Origin of the sequence: Janthinobacterium sp. 35 (genome assembly GCF_002754575.1) — a bacterium.
GTDB classification, from domain to species: Bacteria; Pseudomonadota; Gammaproteobacteria; order Burkholderiales; family Burkholderiaceae_D; genus Janthinobacterium; species Janthinobacterium tructae.
The window spans coordinates 1,441,079-1,459,889 of sequence record NZ_PEFN01000001.1 but is presented as its reverse complement, the minus strand read 5'-3'; the positions used below and the strand labels follow the sequence as shown (position 1 = coordinate 1,459,889).

10 protein-coding genes are annotated in these 18,811 nt (G+C 62.9%); 6 read left to right on the top strand and 4 right to left on the bottom strand.

Going from position 1 to position 18,811, the window contains the following annotated elements; translation table 11 throughout:
- Positions 1 to 41: 41 nt before the first annotated feature.
- Positions 42 to 2,039: a transketolase gene (tkt, locus tag CLU93_RS06540; RefSeq protein ID WP_099760462.1), complete on the top strand. Its 1,998-nt coding sequence runs from the start codon at positions 42 to 44 to the stop codon at positions 2,037 to 2,039.
- A gap of 76 nt (positions 2,040 to 2,115) precedes the next feature.
- Complete coding sequence (gene gap, locus CLU93_RS06535; RefSeq protein ID WP_099760461.1) at positions 2,116 to 3,126, top strand: type I glyceraldehyde-3-phosphate dehydrogenase; 1,011 nt, start codon at positions 2,116 to 2,118, stop codon at positions 3,124 to 3,126.
- 180 nt (positions 3,127 to 3,306) lie between these two features.
- Here the strand turns inward: gap and CLU93_RS06530 are convergent, their stop codons facing one another.
- The 3 genes from CLU93_RS06530 to glnE form a co-directional block, all read right to left on the bottom strand.
- Complete coding sequence (locus tag CLU93_RS06530) at positions 3,307 to 4,071, bottom strand: YoaK family protein (protein ID WP_071079191.1); 765 nt, start codon at positions 4,069 to 4,071, stop codon at positions 3,307 to 3,309.
- A gap of 27 nt (positions 4,072 to 4,098) precedes the next feature.
- Complete coding sequence (locus CLU93_RS06525) at positions 4,099 to 4,575, bottom strand: cache domain-containing protein (protein ID WP_099760460.1); 477 nt, start codon at positions 4,573 to 4,575, stop codon at positions 4,099 to 4,101.
- Positions 4,576 to 4,674: 99 nt separating this feature from the next.
- Positions 4,675 to 7,431, bottom strand: coding sequence for a bifunctional [glutamate--ammonia ligase]-adenylyl-L-tyrosine phosphorylase/[glutamate--ammonia-ligase] adenylyltransferase (gene glnE / locus CLU93_RS06520; protein WP_099760459.1), 2,757 nt, complete (start codon positions 7,429 to 7,431; stop codon positions 4,675 to 4,677).
- A 237-nt stretch (positions 7,432 to 7,668) separates the two neighbouring features.
- Here glnE and CLU93_RS06515 point away from each other — a divergent pair, with 237 nt between their 5' ends.
- From CLU93_RS06515 to tldD, 3 genes are read left to right on the top strand one after another with little or no spacing between them, the layout of a single operon-like run.
- Complete coding sequence (locus tag CLU93_RS06515) at positions 7,669 to 11,871, top strand: YhdP family protein (RefSeq protein ID WP_180287819.1); 4,203 nt, start codon at positions 7,669 to 7,671, stop codon at positions 11,869 to 11,871.
- Between the two features lie 30 nt (positions 11,872 to 11,901).
- Positions 11,902 to 12,702, top strand: coding sequence for a carbon-nitrogen hydrolase family protein (locus CLU93_RS06510; RefSeq protein ID WP_099760458.1), 801 nt, complete (start codon positions 11,902 to 11,904; stop codon positions 12,700 to 12,702).
- A 21-nt stretch (positions 12,703 to 12,723) separates the two neighbouring features.
- Positions 12,724 to 14,184, top strand: coding sequence for a metalloprotease TldD (gene tldD / locus CLU93_RS06505; protein WP_099760457.1), 1,461 nt, complete (start codon positions 12,724 to 12,726; stop codon positions 14,182 to 14,184).
- Between the two features lie 171 nt (positions 14,185 to 14,355).
- On the opposite strand, the gene CLU93_RS06500 is transcribed toward tldD, so the two are convergent.
- Complete coding sequence (locus tag CLU93_RS06500; RefSeq protein ID WP_099760456.1) at positions 14,356 to 17,211, bottom strand: TonB-dependent receptor; 2,856 nt, start codon at positions 17,209 to 17,211, stop codon at positions 14,356 to 14,358.
- Positions 17,212 to 17,710: 499 nt separating this feature from the next.
- Here CLU93_RS06500 and aroG point away from each other — a divergent pair, with 499 nt between their 5' ends.
- The gene (gene aroG, locus CLU93_RS06495) at positions 17,711 to 18,775 is read left to right on the top strand and encodes a 3-deoxy-7-phosphoheptulonate synthase AroG (RefSeq protein ID WP_099760455.1); all 1,065 of its coding nucleotides are present in this window, start codon (positions 17,711 to 17,713) and stop codon (positions 18,773 to 18,775) included.
- The last annotated feature ends 36 nt before the right edge of the window (positions 18,776 to 18,811 follow it).

Below are 18,811 nucleotides of genomic sequence, written 5' to 3'. Positions count from 1 at the left end.
GTTGCAAACGAATCCCAAACTCGCGACTGACCCACACCATCATGACAACTACGCTCCCGACTACCAAAATGGCCAATGCGATCCGCGCACTGGCAATGGACGCTGTACAAAAGGCCAACTCCGGCCATCCAGGCATGCCGATGGGCATGGCCGAGATCGCAGTTGCCCTGTGGAGTGGTCACTACCGCCACAATCCAGCGAATCCAAAATGGCAGAACCGCGACCGTTTCCTGTTGTCGAACGGCCACGGCTCGATGCTGCACTACGCGCTGCTGCACCTGACGGGCTACGACCTGTCGATGGATGACATCAAGGCCTTCCGCCAGATGCATTCGAAAACCCCGGGCCACCCGGAAGTCGATGTCACGCCAGGCGTGGAAACGACCACCGGCCCGCTGGGCCAGGGCATCGCCAACGCCGTCGGCATGGCCCTGTCGGAGCAATTGCTGGCTGCTGAATTCAACAAGCCTGGCCACGACATCGTCAACCATTACACCTACGCCTTCGTCGGCGACGGTTGCCTGATGGAAGGTATTTCGCACGAAGTGTGCGCGCTGGCCGGCACCCTCGGCTTGAACAAGCTGATCGCCCTGTACGATGACAACGGCATTTCCATCGACGGCAAAGTCGAAGGCTGGTTCACGGACGACACCCCGGCCCGCTTCGAAGCGTACGGCTGGAACGTCATCCGCGCCGTCGACGGTCATGACGTTGCCGCCGTGGCTGCCGCCATCGCCGCCGCCAAGACCGCCAGCAAGCCAACTTTGATTTGCTGCAAGACCATCATCGGCAAGGGTTCGCCGAACCTGCAAGGCGGCGACAAGGTCCACGGCGCCGCGCTGGGCGACAAGGAAATCGCTGCCGTACGCGAATACATCGGCTGGGATGCCGCACCGTTCGAGATGCCGGTCGACGTGTACGCAGCCTGGGATGCCAAGCAACAAGGCGCCCTGCTGGAAGCGGACTGGAACGAGCGCTTCGCCGCCTACACCCGCGAATTCCCGCAGCAAGCCGCTGAACTGACCCGCCGCATGCAGGGCGAGTTGCCGCAGGCATTCGAAGCGGCCCTGAGCGCCGCCATCGCTTCCTGCGTCGAGAAGAAAGAAAACATCGCCACCCGCAAGGCCAGCCAGAACGCCATCCAGGCGCTGGCGTCGTCGCTGCCGGAATTCCTCGGCGGCTCGGCCGACCTGACCGGTTCGAACCTGACCAACTGGAAAGAGTGCGTGGCCGTGCGTTCGGGCCAGCCAGGCAACCACATCAACTACGGCGTGCGCGAATTCGGCATGAGCGCCATCATGAACGGTATCACCCTGCACGGCGGCTACATCCCGTTCGGCGCCACCTTCCTGACGTTCTCCGACTACAGCCGCAATGCCCTGCGCATGGCCGCGCTGATGAAACTGCGTTCGATTTTCGTGTTCACCCACGATTCGATCGGCCTGGGCGAAGACGGCCCGACGCACCAATCGGTCGAGCACGTCTCGTCGATGCGTCTGATCCCGAACCTGGACAACTGGCGTCCGTGCGACACCGTCGAGTCGGCTGCTGCCTGGGGCGCCGCCGTGCGCCGCAAGGATGGCCCGTCGACCCTGATTTTCTCGCGCCAGAACCTGCCGTACCAGGAGCGTTCCAGCGAGCAAATTGAAAATATCTACCGCGGCGGCTATGTGCTGAACGATGTGGCCGATGCCAAGGCGATCCTGATCGCTACCGGTTCCGAAGTGGAACTGGCTGTCGCTGCCGCCAGCGCGCTGGCCTCGGAAGGCATCAACGTGCGCGTGGTGTCGATGCCGTCGACCGACGTGTATGACCGCCAGGACGCCGCCTACAAGGCCAGCGTACTGACGAAGGGCGTGCCGCGCGTGGCCATCGAAGCGGGCGTGACCAGCTTCTGGTACAAATACGTGGGCCTGGAAGGCGCCGTGGTCGGTATCGACACGTTCGGCGAATCGGCGCCTGCCGGCGTGCTGTTCAAGCATTTCGGCTTCACGGTCGAGAACGTTGTCGCCAAGGTGAAAGCCGTTATCGCTGGCTAATATTGATTTTTAACGGTCCTGGCGATGTGCTCGCCGGGGGCGTGCATGTACCTTCTTTTTTAATCAGGAGCAGAGTATGACGATCAAAGTTGCAATCAATGGCTACGGCCGCATCGGCCGTAATGTATTACGCGCTTTCTACGAAGGCGGCAAGAAACAGGACATCCAGATCGTTGCCATCAACGACCTGGGCGATGCCAAATCGAACGCCCACCTGACCCGCTACGACACCGCGCACGGCAAGTTCCCGGGCACGGTTACCGTCGAAGGCGATAACATGATCGTCAATGGCGATTCGATCCGCGTGTTTGCACAGCGCAATCCTGCTGAAATCCCATGGGGCGAGTTGGGCGTGGACGTCGTGCTGGAATGCACGGGTTTCTTCACCACCAAAGAGAAAGCTTCGGCTCACTTGAAGGGCGGCGCGAAAAAAGTCATCATCTCGGCACCAGGCGGCAAGGACGTCGATGCGACCGTCGTGTTCGGCGTCAACCACTCGGTACTGAAATCGACCGACACCGTCATCTCGAACGCCTCGTGCACCACCAACTGCCTGGCACCGCTGGTCAAGCCGCTCAACGACGCCATCGGCATCGAAACGGGCCTGATGACCACCGTGCACGCCTACACCAACGACCAGGTGCTGTCCGACGTGATGCATGAAGACCTGCGCCGCGCCCGTTCGGCCACCATGAGCATGATCCCGACCAAGACGGGCGCTGCTGCCGCCGTTGGCCTGGTGCTGCCTGAGCTGAATGGCAAGCTGGACGGCTTCGCCATCCGCGTGCCGACCATCAACGTCTCGCTGGTCGACCTGACCTTCATCGCCAAGCGCGACACCACGGTGGAAGAAGTCAACGCGCTGATGAAAACCGCATCGGAAGGCGCCCTGGAAGGCATCCTGACGTACCAGACCGAACCGCTGGTATCGATCGACTTCAACCATAACCCGGCTTCGTCGAACTTCGATTCGACCCTGACCAAGGTATCGGGCCGTCTGGTGAAAGTATCGTCGTGGTACGACAATGAGTGGGGTTTCTCGAACCGCATGCTCGACACCACCGTTGCACTGATGTCGGCCAAGTAATTCCTGGCTAGCCTGCAAAAAACGCCCTTCGGGGCGTTTTTTTTCATTTGTGAATTTGCGACGCCTAACAAAACCGTAGCGAGCGGCAGTGAGTTGTGGCCGAGAAGCGCAACCGTGCTTGAGCACGGTGAGCATCGCCGGCCGCAAAGCGCGACGCGCAGTAGGTTTTGTTAGGTGTCCCTACAAGCGCCGGCGGTAAAAGCGCCACAGCACGCGCAGGTCGCGCAGCACGGGCACGCCCGACAGCAGGGTCAGCACGCCGGCGAGCAGGATGGTGGCAGCCGGAAAGCCAATGTGCTTGAAGGCAAGTGCGCCGCTGACGCCGCCGATGAAAAAGCAGCTGATCAAGAGGCTGTGCGTTCTCAGCTTGCCGCGGTTGACCTTCACCATCCGGTCCGGCAGGTGGCGCCGATTGTAATACGCCATCTTGCCCAGTTCGATGCCGATATCGGTGGACAGGCCCGTCACGTGGGTGGTGCGGATGACGGCGCCCGAAATCTTGGTGATGATGGCGTTTTGCAAACCCATGACAAAGCACAACAGCAAGATGGTGACGGGGCCCAGCACGTCGGGCATGGTGGCCAGATAATTGCCCGTCAGGCCGAACAGCAATAACAGGGCCGCTTCCAGCAGCAGGCTGGCGGCAAACTGGCTATGCAGCCGGCGCCGCTTGCCCCAGTTCACCATGATGGCCGTCACGGCCGCACCGCTGACAAAGGCCAGCCAGGCGCCCAGCGCGGCCAGGGCCAGCGTGATATTGCCCAGCGCCAGGTCGTCCGCCATGCCGGAAACGATGCCCGTCATGTGCGAAGTATAGCCGCCGATGGCGAGAAAGCCGCCCGCATTCACGGCGCCGGCCACCAGCGCCAGCACACAACCGAGCTGCAGGTTGGCTTGCGTATCGCGTGCCGATCCGCTCAGGCGGGACAGGTAATGGAGCGGCATGCGGGCGTGGTTTCCTCTTGCCGTGGTTTATTTATAGATGCCGGAACCGACGATCATATTGTCGACCCGTTCGATGTAGCCGGATTTTTGCTCGACCACCTTGGTCAGCGGATTGGGCCATTTGAAGTCTACCCAGCCGCGTCCGGCCGGCGTATTGGCCGTGGTGATCAGCGACTTGACGATGGCCTTGCCCTCATTGTCCTTCAGGTCGATCAGGTTCTTGCCGACCATCTTGGGATTGTTGCCGTGCGCCAGGGTGACACCATTCATGTCGTACACATAAATGTACAGGTCGCGGTCATGGAAGCTGGTGTTGGCGGGATCGGCAATGGCGGCAAAGGCCTTTTCCTTGCCATCGGCCTTGATCATGGCCACGGCGCGCTTGGTCATGGCGATGGCTTCGTCCGCGCTGCCCTTGGGGGCGGCCCATGCCGCTGCCGGCATGGCGCAGAGGATGAAACTGGCAACGAGGGCGTGGATGCCCGTTTTTACACTCGTCTTCATACGCTGTCTCCTGGGATGATAGGCAACTCCGGCGCGGCCTGTTGTACGGCACTACTGGGAAGTGGAATTGCCTGTACGTATCATACGCCGCCGCCGGGCTTATGCAATCGTTGCGGGAAAGATCGTGTGCCACAGGCGCATCACGTTGTCCGCATGCACGCGCACTCTTTCCGGTTCCACCCGGGCCAGGTCGTGGCCTTGCAGGCGCAACTGGTGCTGCAGCTTGCGCAGCGCGCGGTAGGCGTCGGCCACCAGGGCGGCCAGCTGCGGGTCGATCAGCCCCAGTTCGCCGCACAGGCGCAGCAGGGCGATATTGCCCGAGTTGGCCGTCAGCTGCGGATACTGCGCCGCATGCTGCAGCACCAGGTATTGCACCATGAACTCGATGTCGATCATGCCGCCCGGATCTTGTTTCAAATCAAAGCTGCCAGGGCGGGGCGGGTGGGCGTCCAGCATTTTCTTGCGCATGGCCACCACTTCGCCCTTGAGCGGGCCGTTTTCCGGGCGCTCCTTGCGCAAGATCGTGTCGCGGATGCGTTCGAAGTGCTTGCCGATGGCGACGTCGCCGGCGCAGAAGCGCGCGCGCGTGAGCGCCTGGTGCTCCCACACCCAGGCCGCGCTGCCCTGGTAGCGCTCGAATGCCTGCACGCTGGAAACCAGCATGCCCGAGGCGCCATCGGGGCGCAGGGCGATATCGATGTCGAACAGGATGCCGGCCGAGGTGTGCGAGGTCATCCAGGTGATGAAGCGCTGCGCCAGCTTGGCGTACAGGCCTGGCGCTTCCTGGTCATCGTCGTCAAACAGGAAGATGACGTCGAGATCGGAGACATAGCCCAGTTCCTTGCCGCCCAGCTTGCCGTAGGCGATGACGGCGAATTTCGGCACGTCGCGGTGGCGCGTCGGTAAGGTTTGCCACACGGCTTGGACGGTGGCGGCAACGATGATGTCGGCCAGCTGCGACAGGTAATCGGCCAGCTTTTCCACGCTCAGGTCGCCCGCCAGGTCTTGCGCCAGGCACTGGAACAGCTGCGCATGGTGTGTTTCGCGCAGGATATCCATCTGCCGCTCCGTGTCGCCGGGCGCGTCGTCGAGCTGGCGCTGCAGGTCCAGCGCCAGCGCGTTTGGATCCGGCACCGTATTGCGGATGCGTTCGTCTAACAGTTCGTCGAGCAGGATCGGGTGCTGCGTGAGGAAGGTGGCGGCCCAGCCGCTGGCGCACACCATGCGCACCACGCGCTCGAGTGTATGGGGATATTCCGTCAGCAGCGACAAATAGGCCGAGCGGCGCGCGATGGCTTCCAAAAAGTCGAGCAGGCGGCCCAGGGTGGCCAGCTGGCTGGCGTTACCGTTGGAAACGGAGCAATCGGTGATCAGGGGCAGGGCGGAATTGACGAGGGCCACCAGACGCGTGCGGCTCGCCTCGGGCAAGGATTGCAGCCGCGGCGCCTGCCATGTGGCCAGCAAACGCCGCGCGCAAGCGGCCGGTTCGTGGAAACCCAGGGCGGCGAAGCGCGCCTCGATGGCTTCCTGCTGGTCCGAGGCGGCGCAGTCGTTCGACGTCTGCGGGTCGATGCCCGTGTCGGCCGGCGGCGTGCCGCTGCTCTTGTCGCTGAACATTTCGTCGAATTGGCCGGCGACAAACACGCGGTGCGCTTCGAGCTGGGCCAGCAGGGTAGGCGTGTCGGGCAAGCCCATCATCTGCGCCACGACCAGGCGGTCGGCCTCGTTGGCGGGCAGGGTATGGGTTTGCGCATCGTCCAGGTATTGCAGCCGGTGTTCCAGGTTGCGCAGGAACGTGTAGGAGCCGAGCAATTGCTCCACGATGGCCGGTTCCAGCAAACCCTTGTCTGCCACCGTGCGCAGGGTGGCGCGTGTGGAACGCTCGCGCAGCTCCGCGTCGCGCCCGCCGCGTATCAATTGAAACACTTGCGCGAGGAATTCGATTTCGCGGATGCCGCCGCGGCCCAGTTTGACGTTGTTGCTGCGGTCCGGGTGCAGCCGCTCCTGGCGGTTGACCTCGGCGCGGATCTGGCCGTGCATGGTGCGGATGGCATCGATGACGCCGAAATCGAGGTAGCGGCGGAAGACGAACGGGCGCACGATGGCGTCAAGCGAGGCAATATCTTCCGGCTTGCCCGTCACGGCGCGCGCCTTGACCCAGGCGTAGCGTTCCCATTCGCGGCCCTGCACGATCAGGTATTGCTCCACCATGCCCAGGCTGGCGGCCAGCGGACCCGAGTTGCCGTTCGGACGCAAGGCCATGTCCACGCGGAAGGTAAAACCGTCTTGCGTGATTTCGGCCAGGGCGGCGATCAGCTTCTTGCCCATGCGAATGAAAAACTCGTGATTCGACAGGCTGCGCTGGCCCGGCTGGGTAGCTTGCGTGTCACCATCTTCCGGGTAGACAAAGATCAGGTCGATGTCCGACGAGACATTCAGCTCGCCGCCGCCCTGCTTGCCCATCGCCAGCACCATCAATGCCTGTTCCTCGCCCGACTCTTCGCCGACGGGCATGCCGTGCAAGGCCACCATCTCGGCCATGATGGCGTCCACATGCGTGCGGATGGCGAAATCGGCAAAGCCCGTCATGGCCGTGACGACTTCGTTCAAGTCGGCCTGGCCGCAAAGATCGCGCTCGATCAGGCCGCACACAAGCAGGTTGCGCAGGCGGCGCATGGCCCGCTCGGCCGGCAGCGGCGGCGTGGCGGCGTTCGATTGGTCGGCCAGCGCGGCGGCAAAATCGAGCCCGTCGAGCGGCGCGCGCACCAGTTGCGTTATCTGCGCGGCGCGCTCGGGGGCGGCGCTCAGCCAGCGCTGGTAGAAACGGGAGGCGGAGATCAAAGGCTGTGTGCTCATGGTGTCGGTAAGGGTCTCGTGAATGCTGCTTGCATGGTTCTTGTTTAACTTGGCTGTGAACGGCGGGGGATGCGGTAAAATTGTGCCGCTGGCGCGAATGCCGCCGGCAGTGCATGCTCTTCCGGACGATGGTAAGGGAGGCTTTGCTCAGAAGCAAGCGCAAGGATGCAGGCGCGCACCACGAATGCAGACGATTTTTGCCATTATTTGACGCCGGGCCAGTTTATTAGCTTATTGATGCAAAAACCGCCAGAAGCAAGCGTGACAGAACATGTGCCATTGGCCCTGCGCTGGCAGCGGCTGCGTGCCGCCTATCGCATGGCCAATCTGGCCACCCACCATGTGTTGGGTTTTACCATCAAACTGGTGCTGCTGGCGTATTTCGCCTTCGCCGTGCTGTTTTTGTTCCTGCGCTACGCCATCTTGCCGAATATCGATTACTACAAGGGCGATATCGAGCAGGCGGCCAGTCGCGCGCTGGGCAACCCTGTCAGTATCGCGCGTATTTATGCCTCCTGGCATGGCGTGCGGCCGAATCTCTTCCTCGGCGACGTGAGCCTGCGCGACAAGACGGGCCGCCAGGCGCTGAGCCTGCCGAGCATCTCGGCCACCGTGTCGTGGTGGAGCGTGCTCGGTTCCGTGCGCTTCGATACGCTGGAAATCACGCGGCCCGACCTGGACGTACGGCGCAGCAAGGATGGCAAGCTGTATGTGGCAGGCGTGCTGGTCGACAGTACGCAAGGCAGCGATGGCAAGGGTGCCGACTGGCTGCTGTCGCAGCATGAGATCATCATTCGCGACGGCAAGGTGCGCTGGACCGACGAAGCGCGCGGCACGCCGGAGCTGGCTTTAAGCCAGGTCAACTTGCTGCTGCGCAACCACTGGCGCAGCCACCGGCTGGGCTTGCAGGCCACCCCGCCTGCCAGTCTGGCCGCGCCCATCGATGTGCGCGCTCACTTCAGCCATCCCCCTTTCAGCACGCGCATCTCGGATGTGTCGATGTGGAAGGGCGAGTTGTACGCCGACCTGAAAAACGCCGACCTGGCCGCCTGGCGCCGCTATCTCGACTACCCGTTTGAATTAAGCCAGGGCAAGGGCGCCCTGCGCGCCTGGCTGAGCCTGGATCACGCGCGCCTGGCCGGCTTCACGGCCGATGTGGGTCTGACGGATGTGCAGGCGCAGCTGGGCGAGCATATCGCGCCGCTCGACTTGCTGTCGGTCAGCGGGCGCATTTCGGCAAAGGAAGAGCTGTCGGCGCAGGTGCCGGACGGCAAACCCACCTTCGGCGCGAATGGGCACCAGGTGGAGTTGACGAATTTCGCGGTGGAAACGCGCGATGGCCTCAGCCTGCCGCCCACGACCTTGTCCGAACGCTACATCGCTGCCACCAAACGCAAGCCGGCGCGCACGGAAATCACGGCCAAGTCGCTTGATTTGCACACCCTGGCCGCGCTGGCCGACAAGCTGCCGCTGGGCGAGCAGCAGCGCCAGCGCCTCGACGCCCTGGCGCCGCGCGGGCGTTTGCAGGATTTTTCAGCGCAATGGGAAGGCGAGATGGCCACGCCCGCCAGTTACCGCTTGCGCGGCAAGCTCATCGATCTGGGCCTGAATGCGCAGCCGGCGCGCCTGGCCGTGGCGAAGACGGCGAGCAGCCCTGCGCAGGCGGCAGCACCGGCCATTCCCGGCTTCGACCACTTGACCGGCAGCATCGACGCCAATGACAAGGGCGGCAGCATTGCCATCGATGCGCAGGATTTGGTGTTGCAGTTCCCCACCTACCTGAGCGAGCCGGCCTTGCCGTTCGAACAATTCGCCATGCAGGCGCGCTGGACCTTTGAAGCGGGCAATATGCTGCAAGTCGGGCTGGACAAGCTGGACTTCGATCAGCAAGGCTTGCGCGTCGCCCTGCAGGGCACGCACCGCATGCCGCTCGACGGCAAGAACCTGGGCCAGGTCGACTTGACGGGCACGATCGACAATTTCCAGATCAACACCATCGGCCGCTATCTGCCGCTGCAAACGCCCGAGCACCTGCGCCACTGGCTGACGGGCGCGCTGGAAGGCGGCGTGGCGCGCGATGTCAGCCTGCGCCTGCGCGGCGAACTCGAGCATTTCCCCTTCAAGGCCGACACGCCCGCCCAGCGCAATGCCGCCCAGCGCAATCGCGGCGACTTCCGCGTGGCCGGCAAGCTCGAGAATGGCATCCTCAATTATGCGCCGGGCGAATTGGCGGAAAACGGCCCGCTGGCGGGCAAGGCGCCGTTGTGGCCGCAGGCGGAAAAAATCAAGGGCAGCTTTGTTTTCGAGCGTGCGCGCATGGAAATTCGCGGCGACACGGCCACCACGGGCGGCGTGGCTTTGACGAATGTCAAAGCCGTGATCCCCGACCTGACCGTGTTCGACACCTTGCTCGATATCGAGGGCAATGCGGCCGGCCCGATGCAGGAATTCCTCAAGTACGTGACGGCCAGCCCCGTGCTGGGCTGGATCGAGCATTTCACGGATGAAACGACGGCGACGGGCAACGCCAGGCTGGCCCTCAAATTGCACTTGCCGATCGAGCGCATGCGCGAGGCGACAGTGCAGGGCAGCTTGCAGCTGGGGGGCAACGACGTGGTGCTGTTCCACGACATGCCGCCCGTGCTGGGCACGCAGGGCAAGATCGAATTCAACGAGAAGGGCGTCAACCTGAATGGCTTGAATGGCAGCCTGCTGGGCGGGCCGCTGGCCATCTCGGGCGGCTCGCAAGCGGACAATTCCATCCAGGTGAAAATTGCCGGCAACATGACCATCGACGGCTTGCGCAAGACGTATCCGGCGCCCGTGTTGCAGCGCCTGGCGAAACATTTGAACGGCGGCGCGCGCTACAGCGGCCTGATCACGGCGCGCGACCACCAGGTGGTGGTCAATGTCGAGTCGCCGCTGACGGGCCTGGGCCTGGATTTCCCCGCGCCCCTGAAAAAGGCGGCCGGCGACAGCCTGCCCGTGAAATTCACCCTGACGGGCAACGCGGCCAATGCGGCAGGCCTGCGCACGGACGACATCCGCATCGCGCTGGGCTCTGGCATCGCCGCGCGCTACCAGCGCCAGAAGCAGGGCAAGGATGCCTGGCGCCTGGTGCGCGGCGGCATCGGCGTGAACGTGCCGGCGCCGGAACCGGACAGCGGCATGATGCTCAACGTGAATATGAAAACCCTGGACGTGGACAGCTGGATCGCTGTCGGCGGTGAAATCGCCGGCAACGCCACGGCGCCGGCCGAGGCCGGTGGCAACGCCGACGACGCACCCGACATCGCGCAATATGTGGTGCCGGACATGATGGCGGCGCGCGCCAGCGAACTGATGCTGGGCGAGCGCAAGCTGGAAAACGTGGTGGTGGGCGCCACGCATCAAAAGGATGTGTGGCAAGCCAATATTGACGCGAAACAAGTGTCGGGCTATGTGACGTGGCTGGAAACGCCTTCCGGCCTGGGCAAGATGACGGCGCGCCTGTCGTCGCTGATCATTCCGGAATCGGCCGCCAACGATGTGAAGAGCTTACTGGAAGGCAAGAGCGGCGCCCAGTCGATTCCGTCGCTCGATATCATCGCCGAGCAATTTGAACTGTTCAACAAGAAGATCGGCCGGCTGGAGTTGCAGGCCTATAACACCATGGCGGCGGGCGGGCGCGAGTGGCGCGTGGGCAAGCTGCAACTATCGAACGCTGATGGCGCGCTGAGCGGCAATGGCAAATGGGTCATCAAGGATGGGCAAAGCACGACCAGCCTGCGTTTCGGCCTCGATATCGTCGATGCGGGCAAGTTGCTCGACCGCTTCGGTTTTGCCGACACGGTGCGTCGCGGCAAGGGGCGCCTGAGCGGCGACATCGCCTGGAACGGCTTGCCGTATTCGCTCGACATTCCCACCCTGTCGGGGCAGATCGAGATGAATGTGGAGTCGGGCCAGTTCCTCAAGCAGGATCCGGGCGCGGCCAAGCTGTTGGGCGTGCTCAGCCTGCAAGCCTTGCCCCGTTTGCTGAAACTCGATTTCCACGATGTGTTTTCCGAAGGGCTGGCCTTCGACGGCATCACGGCCAACGCCAGCATCAAGCGGGGCGTGGTGAGCACCGACAACCTCAAGATGCACGGCGTGGCGGCCACCGTGCTGATGGATGGCAAGGCCGACATCGCCAATGAAACGACGAATTTGCACGTGGTGGTGATCCCCGAATTTAACCTGGGCACGGGGCCGCTCGTGTATGCGCTGGCCGTCAACCCCGTTATCGGCCTGGGTAGTTTCCTGGCGCAATTGTTCCTGCGTGCCCCCGTGATGAAGGCGCTCACCTATCACATGCAGATTGCCGGCCCGTGGAAGTCGCCCGTCGTGACCAAGCTCGATGGTGGTAAATTGGAGCCTGTCGCCGTGCCTGCCGCCGCAAGCGGGGAGGCGGTGGCGAAATAGGCGAGGCGTTCGAATGGAGAAGAGGTGGCAATGATGCATACAGTCGCAGCAGTACAAATGATTTCTTCGCCGTCCGTGGCAGACAACCTGGCCACGGCGCGACGCCTGGTGGCGCAGGCTGCCGCCGCTGGCGCGCAACTGGTGGTGTTGCCCGAATACTGGGCCATCATGGGCCAGCAGGAAACGGACAAGCTGGCCCATGCGGAACAGCCCGGTAGCGGACCGATCCAGGATGGCATGGCGCAGATGGCGCGCCAGCACGGCATCTGGCTGATCGGTGGCACCTTGCCCCTGATCTCCGGCGAGGAGGGCAAAGTCTTGAACACCACGCTGGTGTACGACCCGCAGGGCGAGCCGGCCGGCCGCTACGACAAGATCCACCTGTTCGGTTTTACGCGCGGCACCGAGTCGTACAATGAATCGCGCACCATCGTGCCCGGCGCGCAAGTGCGCGCGATCGAGACGCCGTTCGGCCGGGTCGGCCTGTCCATCTGCTATGACCTGCGCTTTCCCGAGCTGTACCGGGCCATGGGCGATTGCGCGCTGATCGTCGTGCCGGCCGCATTTACCTATACGACGGGCAGCGCCCACTGGGAAGTGCTGTTGCGCGCGCGCGCCATCGAAAACCAGTGCTATGTGCTGGCCTCGGCGCAGGGCGGCTTGCATCCGAACGGCCGGCGCACCTGGGGCCACAGCATGCTGATCGACCCGTGGGGCGAAGTGAAAGCCGTGTTGCCCGAAGGCGAGGGCGTGGTCAGCGGCGAGATCGACCTGCTGTTTTTGGCTGGCGTGCGCGAATCCTTGCCAGCGCTCGCGCATCGGACGATGTGAATTGAATTGTGAGAAAGAGTTATGAAGCCATTTGAACCCAATCTGTCCAGCCTGGCCGTGGCGCGCGAGATCCTGCTCACGCCGTTCGGCCTGGACGAAGACAAGCTACTCAAAGCCCTGGGCACGATGTTTACGCACAAGGTCGACTATGCCGACCTGTATTTCCAGTCGACCAGGAGCGAAGGCTGGAGCCTGGAAGAGGGCATCGTCAAGACGGGCAGTTTTTCCATCGACCAGGGTGTGGGCGTGCGCGCCGTGTCCGGCGACAAGACGGCCTTTGCGTATTCCGACGATATTTCCGAGCGGGCCTTGCTGGAGGCGGCAGCGGCCACGCGTACCATCGCGCGCGCGGGCGCCGGCAGAGTCAAGATCGCGGGCCAGATGCTTGCGCAGGGTGGGCGTTCGCTGTACCTGCCCAACGACCCGCTCGCCTCGCTGGACGCCACGGCCAAGGTGCAATTGCTTGAGCGCGTGGAAAAAATGGCGCGGGCGAAAGACCCCAGAGTCGTGCAGGTGATGGCGGGCCTGGCCGGCGAGTACGACGTGGTGCTGGTGCTGCGCAGCGACGGCGTGCTGGCGGCCGACATCCGCCCGCTGGTGCGCGTCTCGCTGACCGTCATCGCGGAACAGAATGGCCGCCGCGAAACGGGCTCGGCTGGTGGCGGCGGGCGTTACAGCTATGACTATTTCAGTGATGCCGTGCTGGAACAATACGCGGCAGACGCCGTCAACTCGGCCCTGGTGAACCTGGAAGCGCGCCCCGCGCCCGCCGGCCCCATGACCATCGTGCTGGGACCGGGCTGGCCCGGCATCCTGTTGCACGAGGCGATTGGCCATGGCCTGGAAGGCGATTTCAACCGCAAGGGTTCGTCCGCGTTTTCCGGATGCATCGGCGAGCGCGTGGCGGCCAAGGGCGTCACGGTGGTCGACGACGGCACCCTGGCTGGCCGGCGCGGCTCCCTGAATATCGACGACGAGGGCAACCCGACGCAGTGCACGACCCTGATCGAGGATGGCATCCTGAAAGGTTACATCCAGGACACGATGAATGCGCGCCTGATGAAGATGCCCGTGACGGGCAATGCGCGCCGCGAATCGTTCGCCCACCTGCCCATGCCGCGCATGACGAACACGTATATGCTGGGCGGCGACAAGGACCCGGGTGAAATCCTCGCTTCCGTGAAAAATGGTTTGTATGCCGTCAATTTTGGCGGCGGTCAGGTCGACATTACCAACGGCAAGTTTGTCTTCTCGGCCAGCGAAGCGTACATGATCGAAAACGGCAAGCTCAGCTATCCGGTCAAAGGGGCGACCCTGATCGGCAATGGTCCGGACGTGCTCAATCGCGTCTCCATGATCGGCAACGACATGCGCCTCGATTCGGGCGTGGGCGTGTGCGGCAAGGAGGGGCAGAGCGTGCCCGTGGGCGTGGGGCAGCCAACCCTGCGCCTCGATGGCATTACCGTCGGCGGCACAGCCTGATTTTTTGGATACTGCGCGGCCAACAAGGTTGTCGGATTACGCCCTCCGGGCTAATCCGACCTACTTTTTTCTGACATGGCGCGCGCGTAGGTCGGGTTAGCGCAAAGCGCGTAACCCGACACCACCATCACGCCAACACCACCGGCCGTGCCAACACGGTTGCTGGATTTCTCAGAACTTGTACTTCACCCCCGCACTGATAAAGCGTCCTGCCGCTCCCGCGTAGTCGAGCGGGTTGTAGCCCGTGGCGCCATACGTGAGCGGATCGAGCGGGGCGATCTTGTCGAACAGGTTTTGCACCGTTGCAAACACTTCCAGTTTGGGCGTGGCCAGCCAGCGGGCCGTCAGGTCCACCGTCGTGAACGAGGCGATGCGGCAGCCGCGCGGCGCGTCCGTGCCGTCGGCAAAGTGCGTGGCGCAGCCGTCCGGGTCATGCTTGAACAATACATTGTCGAGGTGGGCGCGGTAGTTGACGTTGGCGCTGACTCGCCAGTTCTGGCGTTCCCAGGTCGCTCCCAGGTTGATGCGGTCAGCCGGCGTGCCCATGCAGTTTGATATGTCGCAATTGCCATGCGTACCGGCAAAATCGCGCCGCGTGCCGTCCTGTTCCGTGCGCAGCCATTTGTACAGATGCGTCCACTTCAGGTCGAACACCAGGTTGCCATAGCCGCTGCCCAGATTGAAGCGCTGGCGGGCGTCGATATCGATACCGCGCACCGTCGTTTGTGCGGAATTGACATAGCTGCCGAGGACGGCCGTGATGGCGCCCGGATCACCAGGAATGCCGGTCGCCGTGGAGGGGTCGCGTGCCACATGGCCGGCGAGTATGGCCATATCGGTCTGTTCCTGGTTGATTTCATTCTTGCGCCGGATTTCCCACAGGTCGAACGACATGCTTGTCCGTGGCAATGGATCCCAGATGGCGCCGATGGAATAGCTCTTTGAACGTTCGGGCGAGAGGTTCGGGTTGCTTTTGGTAATGACAGCGATGTTGCTGGGGTCGCATGCTGCTTCGACGCCCAGTGCGCAGCGGACAGGATCGGTGCCAACAGAAAACGCCGCGAGGCCGCCGACGCCATTTTCTGCTGCATTGGGTGCCCGGAAACCCCGGGCGAAGGTGCTGCGCATGGCCAGTTCGCGTATCGGCGTCCATTTCACGCCCACCTTCGGCGTATAGGAATTGCCGACATCGGTGAAATGGTCAGCGCGCAGGGCGCCCGACAGTTCCACGCTTTTCAGCACGGGTGCCAGCACTTCGGCATACAAGGCTGTAGCGTTGCGGCTGCCCTTGTAAGCGGAGTAGCCCAAACCGATGATGTTGCCACGTTCGGTACCGGTGGTGGGCTGGAGTTCGGTCGATTCGTGGCGGAACTCGGCCCCCACAGCCACGCCGAGCCCTCCTCCATCGAGCTTGCCAATATCGCGGCTGGCCTTGAAATCGATTTGCGCGATGTGCGTCTTGCCTGCACTGGAAATGCGCGGTGACAGGGCGGCATACAGCGCGGCGGAATTGAGGCCGGCATTTTCTGCGATGCGCCACACGCTACCGGGAGGCAGGGCGGCATACGCCGGGTTGGCACTGGCTGCCGCCACGTTGGCGGCACTGGGGTTGAGCAGGGCGAAAGTCACGTCGCGTTGCAGATAGCCGCTGCTTTCGTTCGATACCTTGTTGCGCGAATAAAGCAGGGCGCTGTCGATATTCCAGCCCGCCAGCGTGCCCTTGATGCCGGCGGCGAAGCGGATAAAGGTTGAGTCGACGTCAGAAATACGGGGGCCGACATCGGCCGCCAGGTAGCGCAGACGCGCGGTGCGCCCGAAGTACGGGTTGTCAGGATGGTCTGCACCGAGTGACACGCTGGCAGTACTGATGGGGCCACCAGGATAAATGATCGTTCCATTGATGCCTGCCGGCGTCGTGGCCGCTGTGGAAGCGCTATGGTAAACATTCAGCTCGGCATAGGTTTGCAGTTCCGGCGTCAATTGCCGGGCGCCGCGGCCGAAGAAATTGATGTGTTTTTGGCTGGGTTGGATTTGCCCGTATTGTTGTGCCGCGTCAATGAGGCAACCGCCGCCCGGGTCGCCCTGCGGGTGATGCGTGAAGTTGCCGCAGGCGGCACCGGGGAAGGTGCGCGTAAAACCCGCGCCGGCCAGGTTGCCCCGGTTGTAGTAATCGAGCGTATCAGGGTTGCGCACATTGCCGTTGATGGCGCTGCCGGCCGCGTTATTGGTGGTGATGGCGCCCGTGCCGCCTAGTGCTTCCTGAGCGCTGAAGCCCAGGTCGCGCAAGTCGCTGCGGCCGACGGCGCCGCGTCCGGCCCGGTCGCGGTTCCAGATGGCCCCTTTTTCGCTGTATTCCAGGTTCAGCAGCACGTTGTAGCGGTCCGTGTCGATGTCGCCGAAGCCGTGTGTGATGGTGGCGCGCGCGTCGCGCCCGTCCCAGTCCTTCGTCTTGCCGTAATTGCCCTTGATGGCCGTGCCTTGGTAGTCGCGCCGCAGGATGACGTTGACCACGCCGGCGATGGCGTCGGAACCATAGATGGCCGAGGCGCCATCCTTGAGGATTTCCACGCGCTCCACCGCTTCCAGGGGGATGATGTTCAGGTCGGCGAACACCTTCTGGCCATCGTCGGCCAGGCCGTAGGGCGCCACGCGGCGCCCGTTCAGCAGCACCAGCGTCGAGGCCGTACCCAGGCCGCGCAGCGAAATGCCTGAAGCACCGCTGGCGAAGCCGTTGCCGAAGGTGGTGGGCACGGAACCCTGGTTATCGACGGCCAGGGTTTGTAGCAGTTCGGCCACGCTGGCCTTGCCCGATTTTTCAATGTCGGCCGCGCTCAGGGTTTGCACGGCCGACGCTGTTTCAGCCTGGGCGCGGCGGATGTTCGAGCCGGTGATTTCCACGCGCTGCAGGGGTGCGGGTGCTGCATTGTCCTGTGCCAGGACGGGTAGACTCAGCAGTGCGCTGGCCAGTGCCAGGCCCAGGCGTGGTGGCGAAAAGGCAGCGGGCTGAAGCAAGGGGGTAGGGCTCATTGTGTTCTCCGGAAAGGTCAGGCAATCAAAGGTCGCCGATGCGTCCTTGAGTCTTGTCCGTCCGGTCTGCCCGGGATTAGATCTTGATCAGTAGTGTGTCGCTTGCCGTCGCGGCAATGGGCGTTGTGTGGTGTGCGCGCCACGACGGACTCAGCACTGGACTGACCATACCGGTCTCACGGCGCGCAACTTTTTATGCTTTTTTACGCACTTTGCCGTGTAAAACGGCAGCGGCATGCGGCTTTGCCGACAAATATGCTTGCCAACCCTTGCAATTTAGGTTTATAGTCGTTCATCACTTATGGATGACTCGCATGTTCTCTCGCCACTTTTTTACCGCTTATTTTTACTTTAGCAATTCCAACCCAAAGGCGGTGGAGTAGCGGTCGGTTCACGTAGCAGCAAAAAACGAGATCCCAGCAAATTCTAAAAAACCGCCACTGATGGCGGTTTTTTTTTACCCAGATGTTTTACCCTTCCTTAAATTTTGGAGAAAATGATGCCCCGCACCGATGATTTGCGCATTCGCGAAATGAAGGAATTGACCCCGCCGTCCCACCTGATCCGCGAATTCGCCTGCTCGGAGCAAGCCGAACAGACCGCTGCCAGCGCCCGTATCGCCCTGCACCGCATCCTGCACGGCCAGGATGACCGCCTGATGGTGGTGATCGGGCCGTGCTCCATCCACGACACCAAGGCGGCGATGGAATATGCGCGCCTGCTGGTCAAGGAGCGTGCGCGTTTCGCCGGCGAACTGGAAATCGTCATGCGCGTCTACTTCGAAAAGCCGCGCACGACGGTGGGCTGGAAGGGGCTGATCAACGACCCGTACATGGACAACAGCTTCCGCATCAACGACGGCTTGCGCATGGCGCGCGAACTGTTGCGTGATATCAATGAGCTGGGCTTGCCGGCTGGCACGGAATTCCTCGACGTCATCAGCCCGCAATACATCGCCGACCTGATCAGTTGGGGCGCCATCGGCGCGCGCACCACGGAGTCGCAGGTGCACCGCGAGCTGGCCTCGGGACTGTCGTGCCCGGTCGGCTTCAAGAATGGCACGGACGGCAATGTAAAAATCGCCGTGGAAGCCATCAAGGCCGCCTCGCAGCCGCACCATTTTCTCTCCGTCACGAAGGGCGGCCACTCGGCCATCGTCTCGACCAACGGCAATGAGGATTGCCACATCATTCTGCGCGGCGGGAAGACCCCGAACTATGACGCGGCCAGCGTGGACGAGGCTTGCAAGGCCATCGCCGCGCAAGGCCTGGCGGCGCGCCTGATGATCGACGCCTCGCATGCGAACAGCTCGAAGAAACCGGAAAACCAGATCCCCGTGTGTGCCGACATCGCCAGCCAGGTGGCCGGCGGCGACAGCCGCATCGTCGGCGTGATGGTGGAATCGCACCTGGTGGCAGGACGCCAGGATTTGATCCCGGGCAAGGAATTGATCTATGGCCAATCCGTCACGGATGGCTGCATCGACTGGAGCGCCAGCGTGGCCGTGCTGGAAAACCTGGCGGCGGCCGTCAAGCTGCGCCGTCTGCAGGGCGACGCGGAATAAGGTGGCGCGCAGCATGAAAAAAAGCCCGGAAAGCTA

Excerpts from the sequence above, each read along its gene's own strand:
- CLU93_RS06530 (WP_071079191.1), bottom strand. The coding sequence starts at position 4,071 with ATGCCGCTCCATTACCTGTCCCGCCTGAGCGGATCGGCACGCGATACG.
- CLU93_RS06500 (WP_099760456.1), bottom strand. The coding sequence starts at position 17,211 with ATGAGCCCTACCCCCTTGCTTCAGCCCGCTGCCTTTTCGCCACCACGC.
- glnE (WP_099760459.1), bottom strand. The coding sequence starts at position 7,431 with ATGAGCACACAGCCTTTGATCTCCGCCTCCCGTTTCTACCAGCGCTGG.
- tkt (WP_099760462.1), top strand. The coding sequence starts at position 42 with ATGACAACTACGCTCCCGACTACCAAAATGGCCAATGCGATCCGCGCA.
- CLU93_RS06525 (WP_099760460.1), bottom strand. The coding sequence starts at position 4,575 with ATGAAGACGAGTGTAAAAACGGGCATCCACGCCCTCGTTGCCAGTTTC.
- CLU93_RS06515 (WP_180287819.1), top strand. The coding sequence starts at position 7,669 with ATGCAAAAACCGCCAGAAGCAAGCGTGACAGAACATGTGCCATTGGCC.
- CLU93_RS06510 (WP_099760458.1), top strand. The coding sequence starts at position 11,902 with ATGATGCATACAGTCGCAGCAGTACAAATGATTTCTTCGCCGTCCGTG.
- gap (WP_099760461.1), top strand. The coding sequence starts at position 2,116 with ATGACGATCAAAGTTGCAATCAATGGCTACGGCCGCATCGGCCGTAAT.
- tldD (WP_099760457.1), top strand. The coding sequence starts at position 12,724 with ATGAAGCCATTTGAACCCAATCTGTCCAGCCTGGCCGTGGCGCGCGAG.
- aroG (WP_099760455.1), top strand. The coding sequence starts at position 17,711 with ATGCCCCGCACCGATGATTTGCGCATTCGCGAAATGAAGGAATTGACC.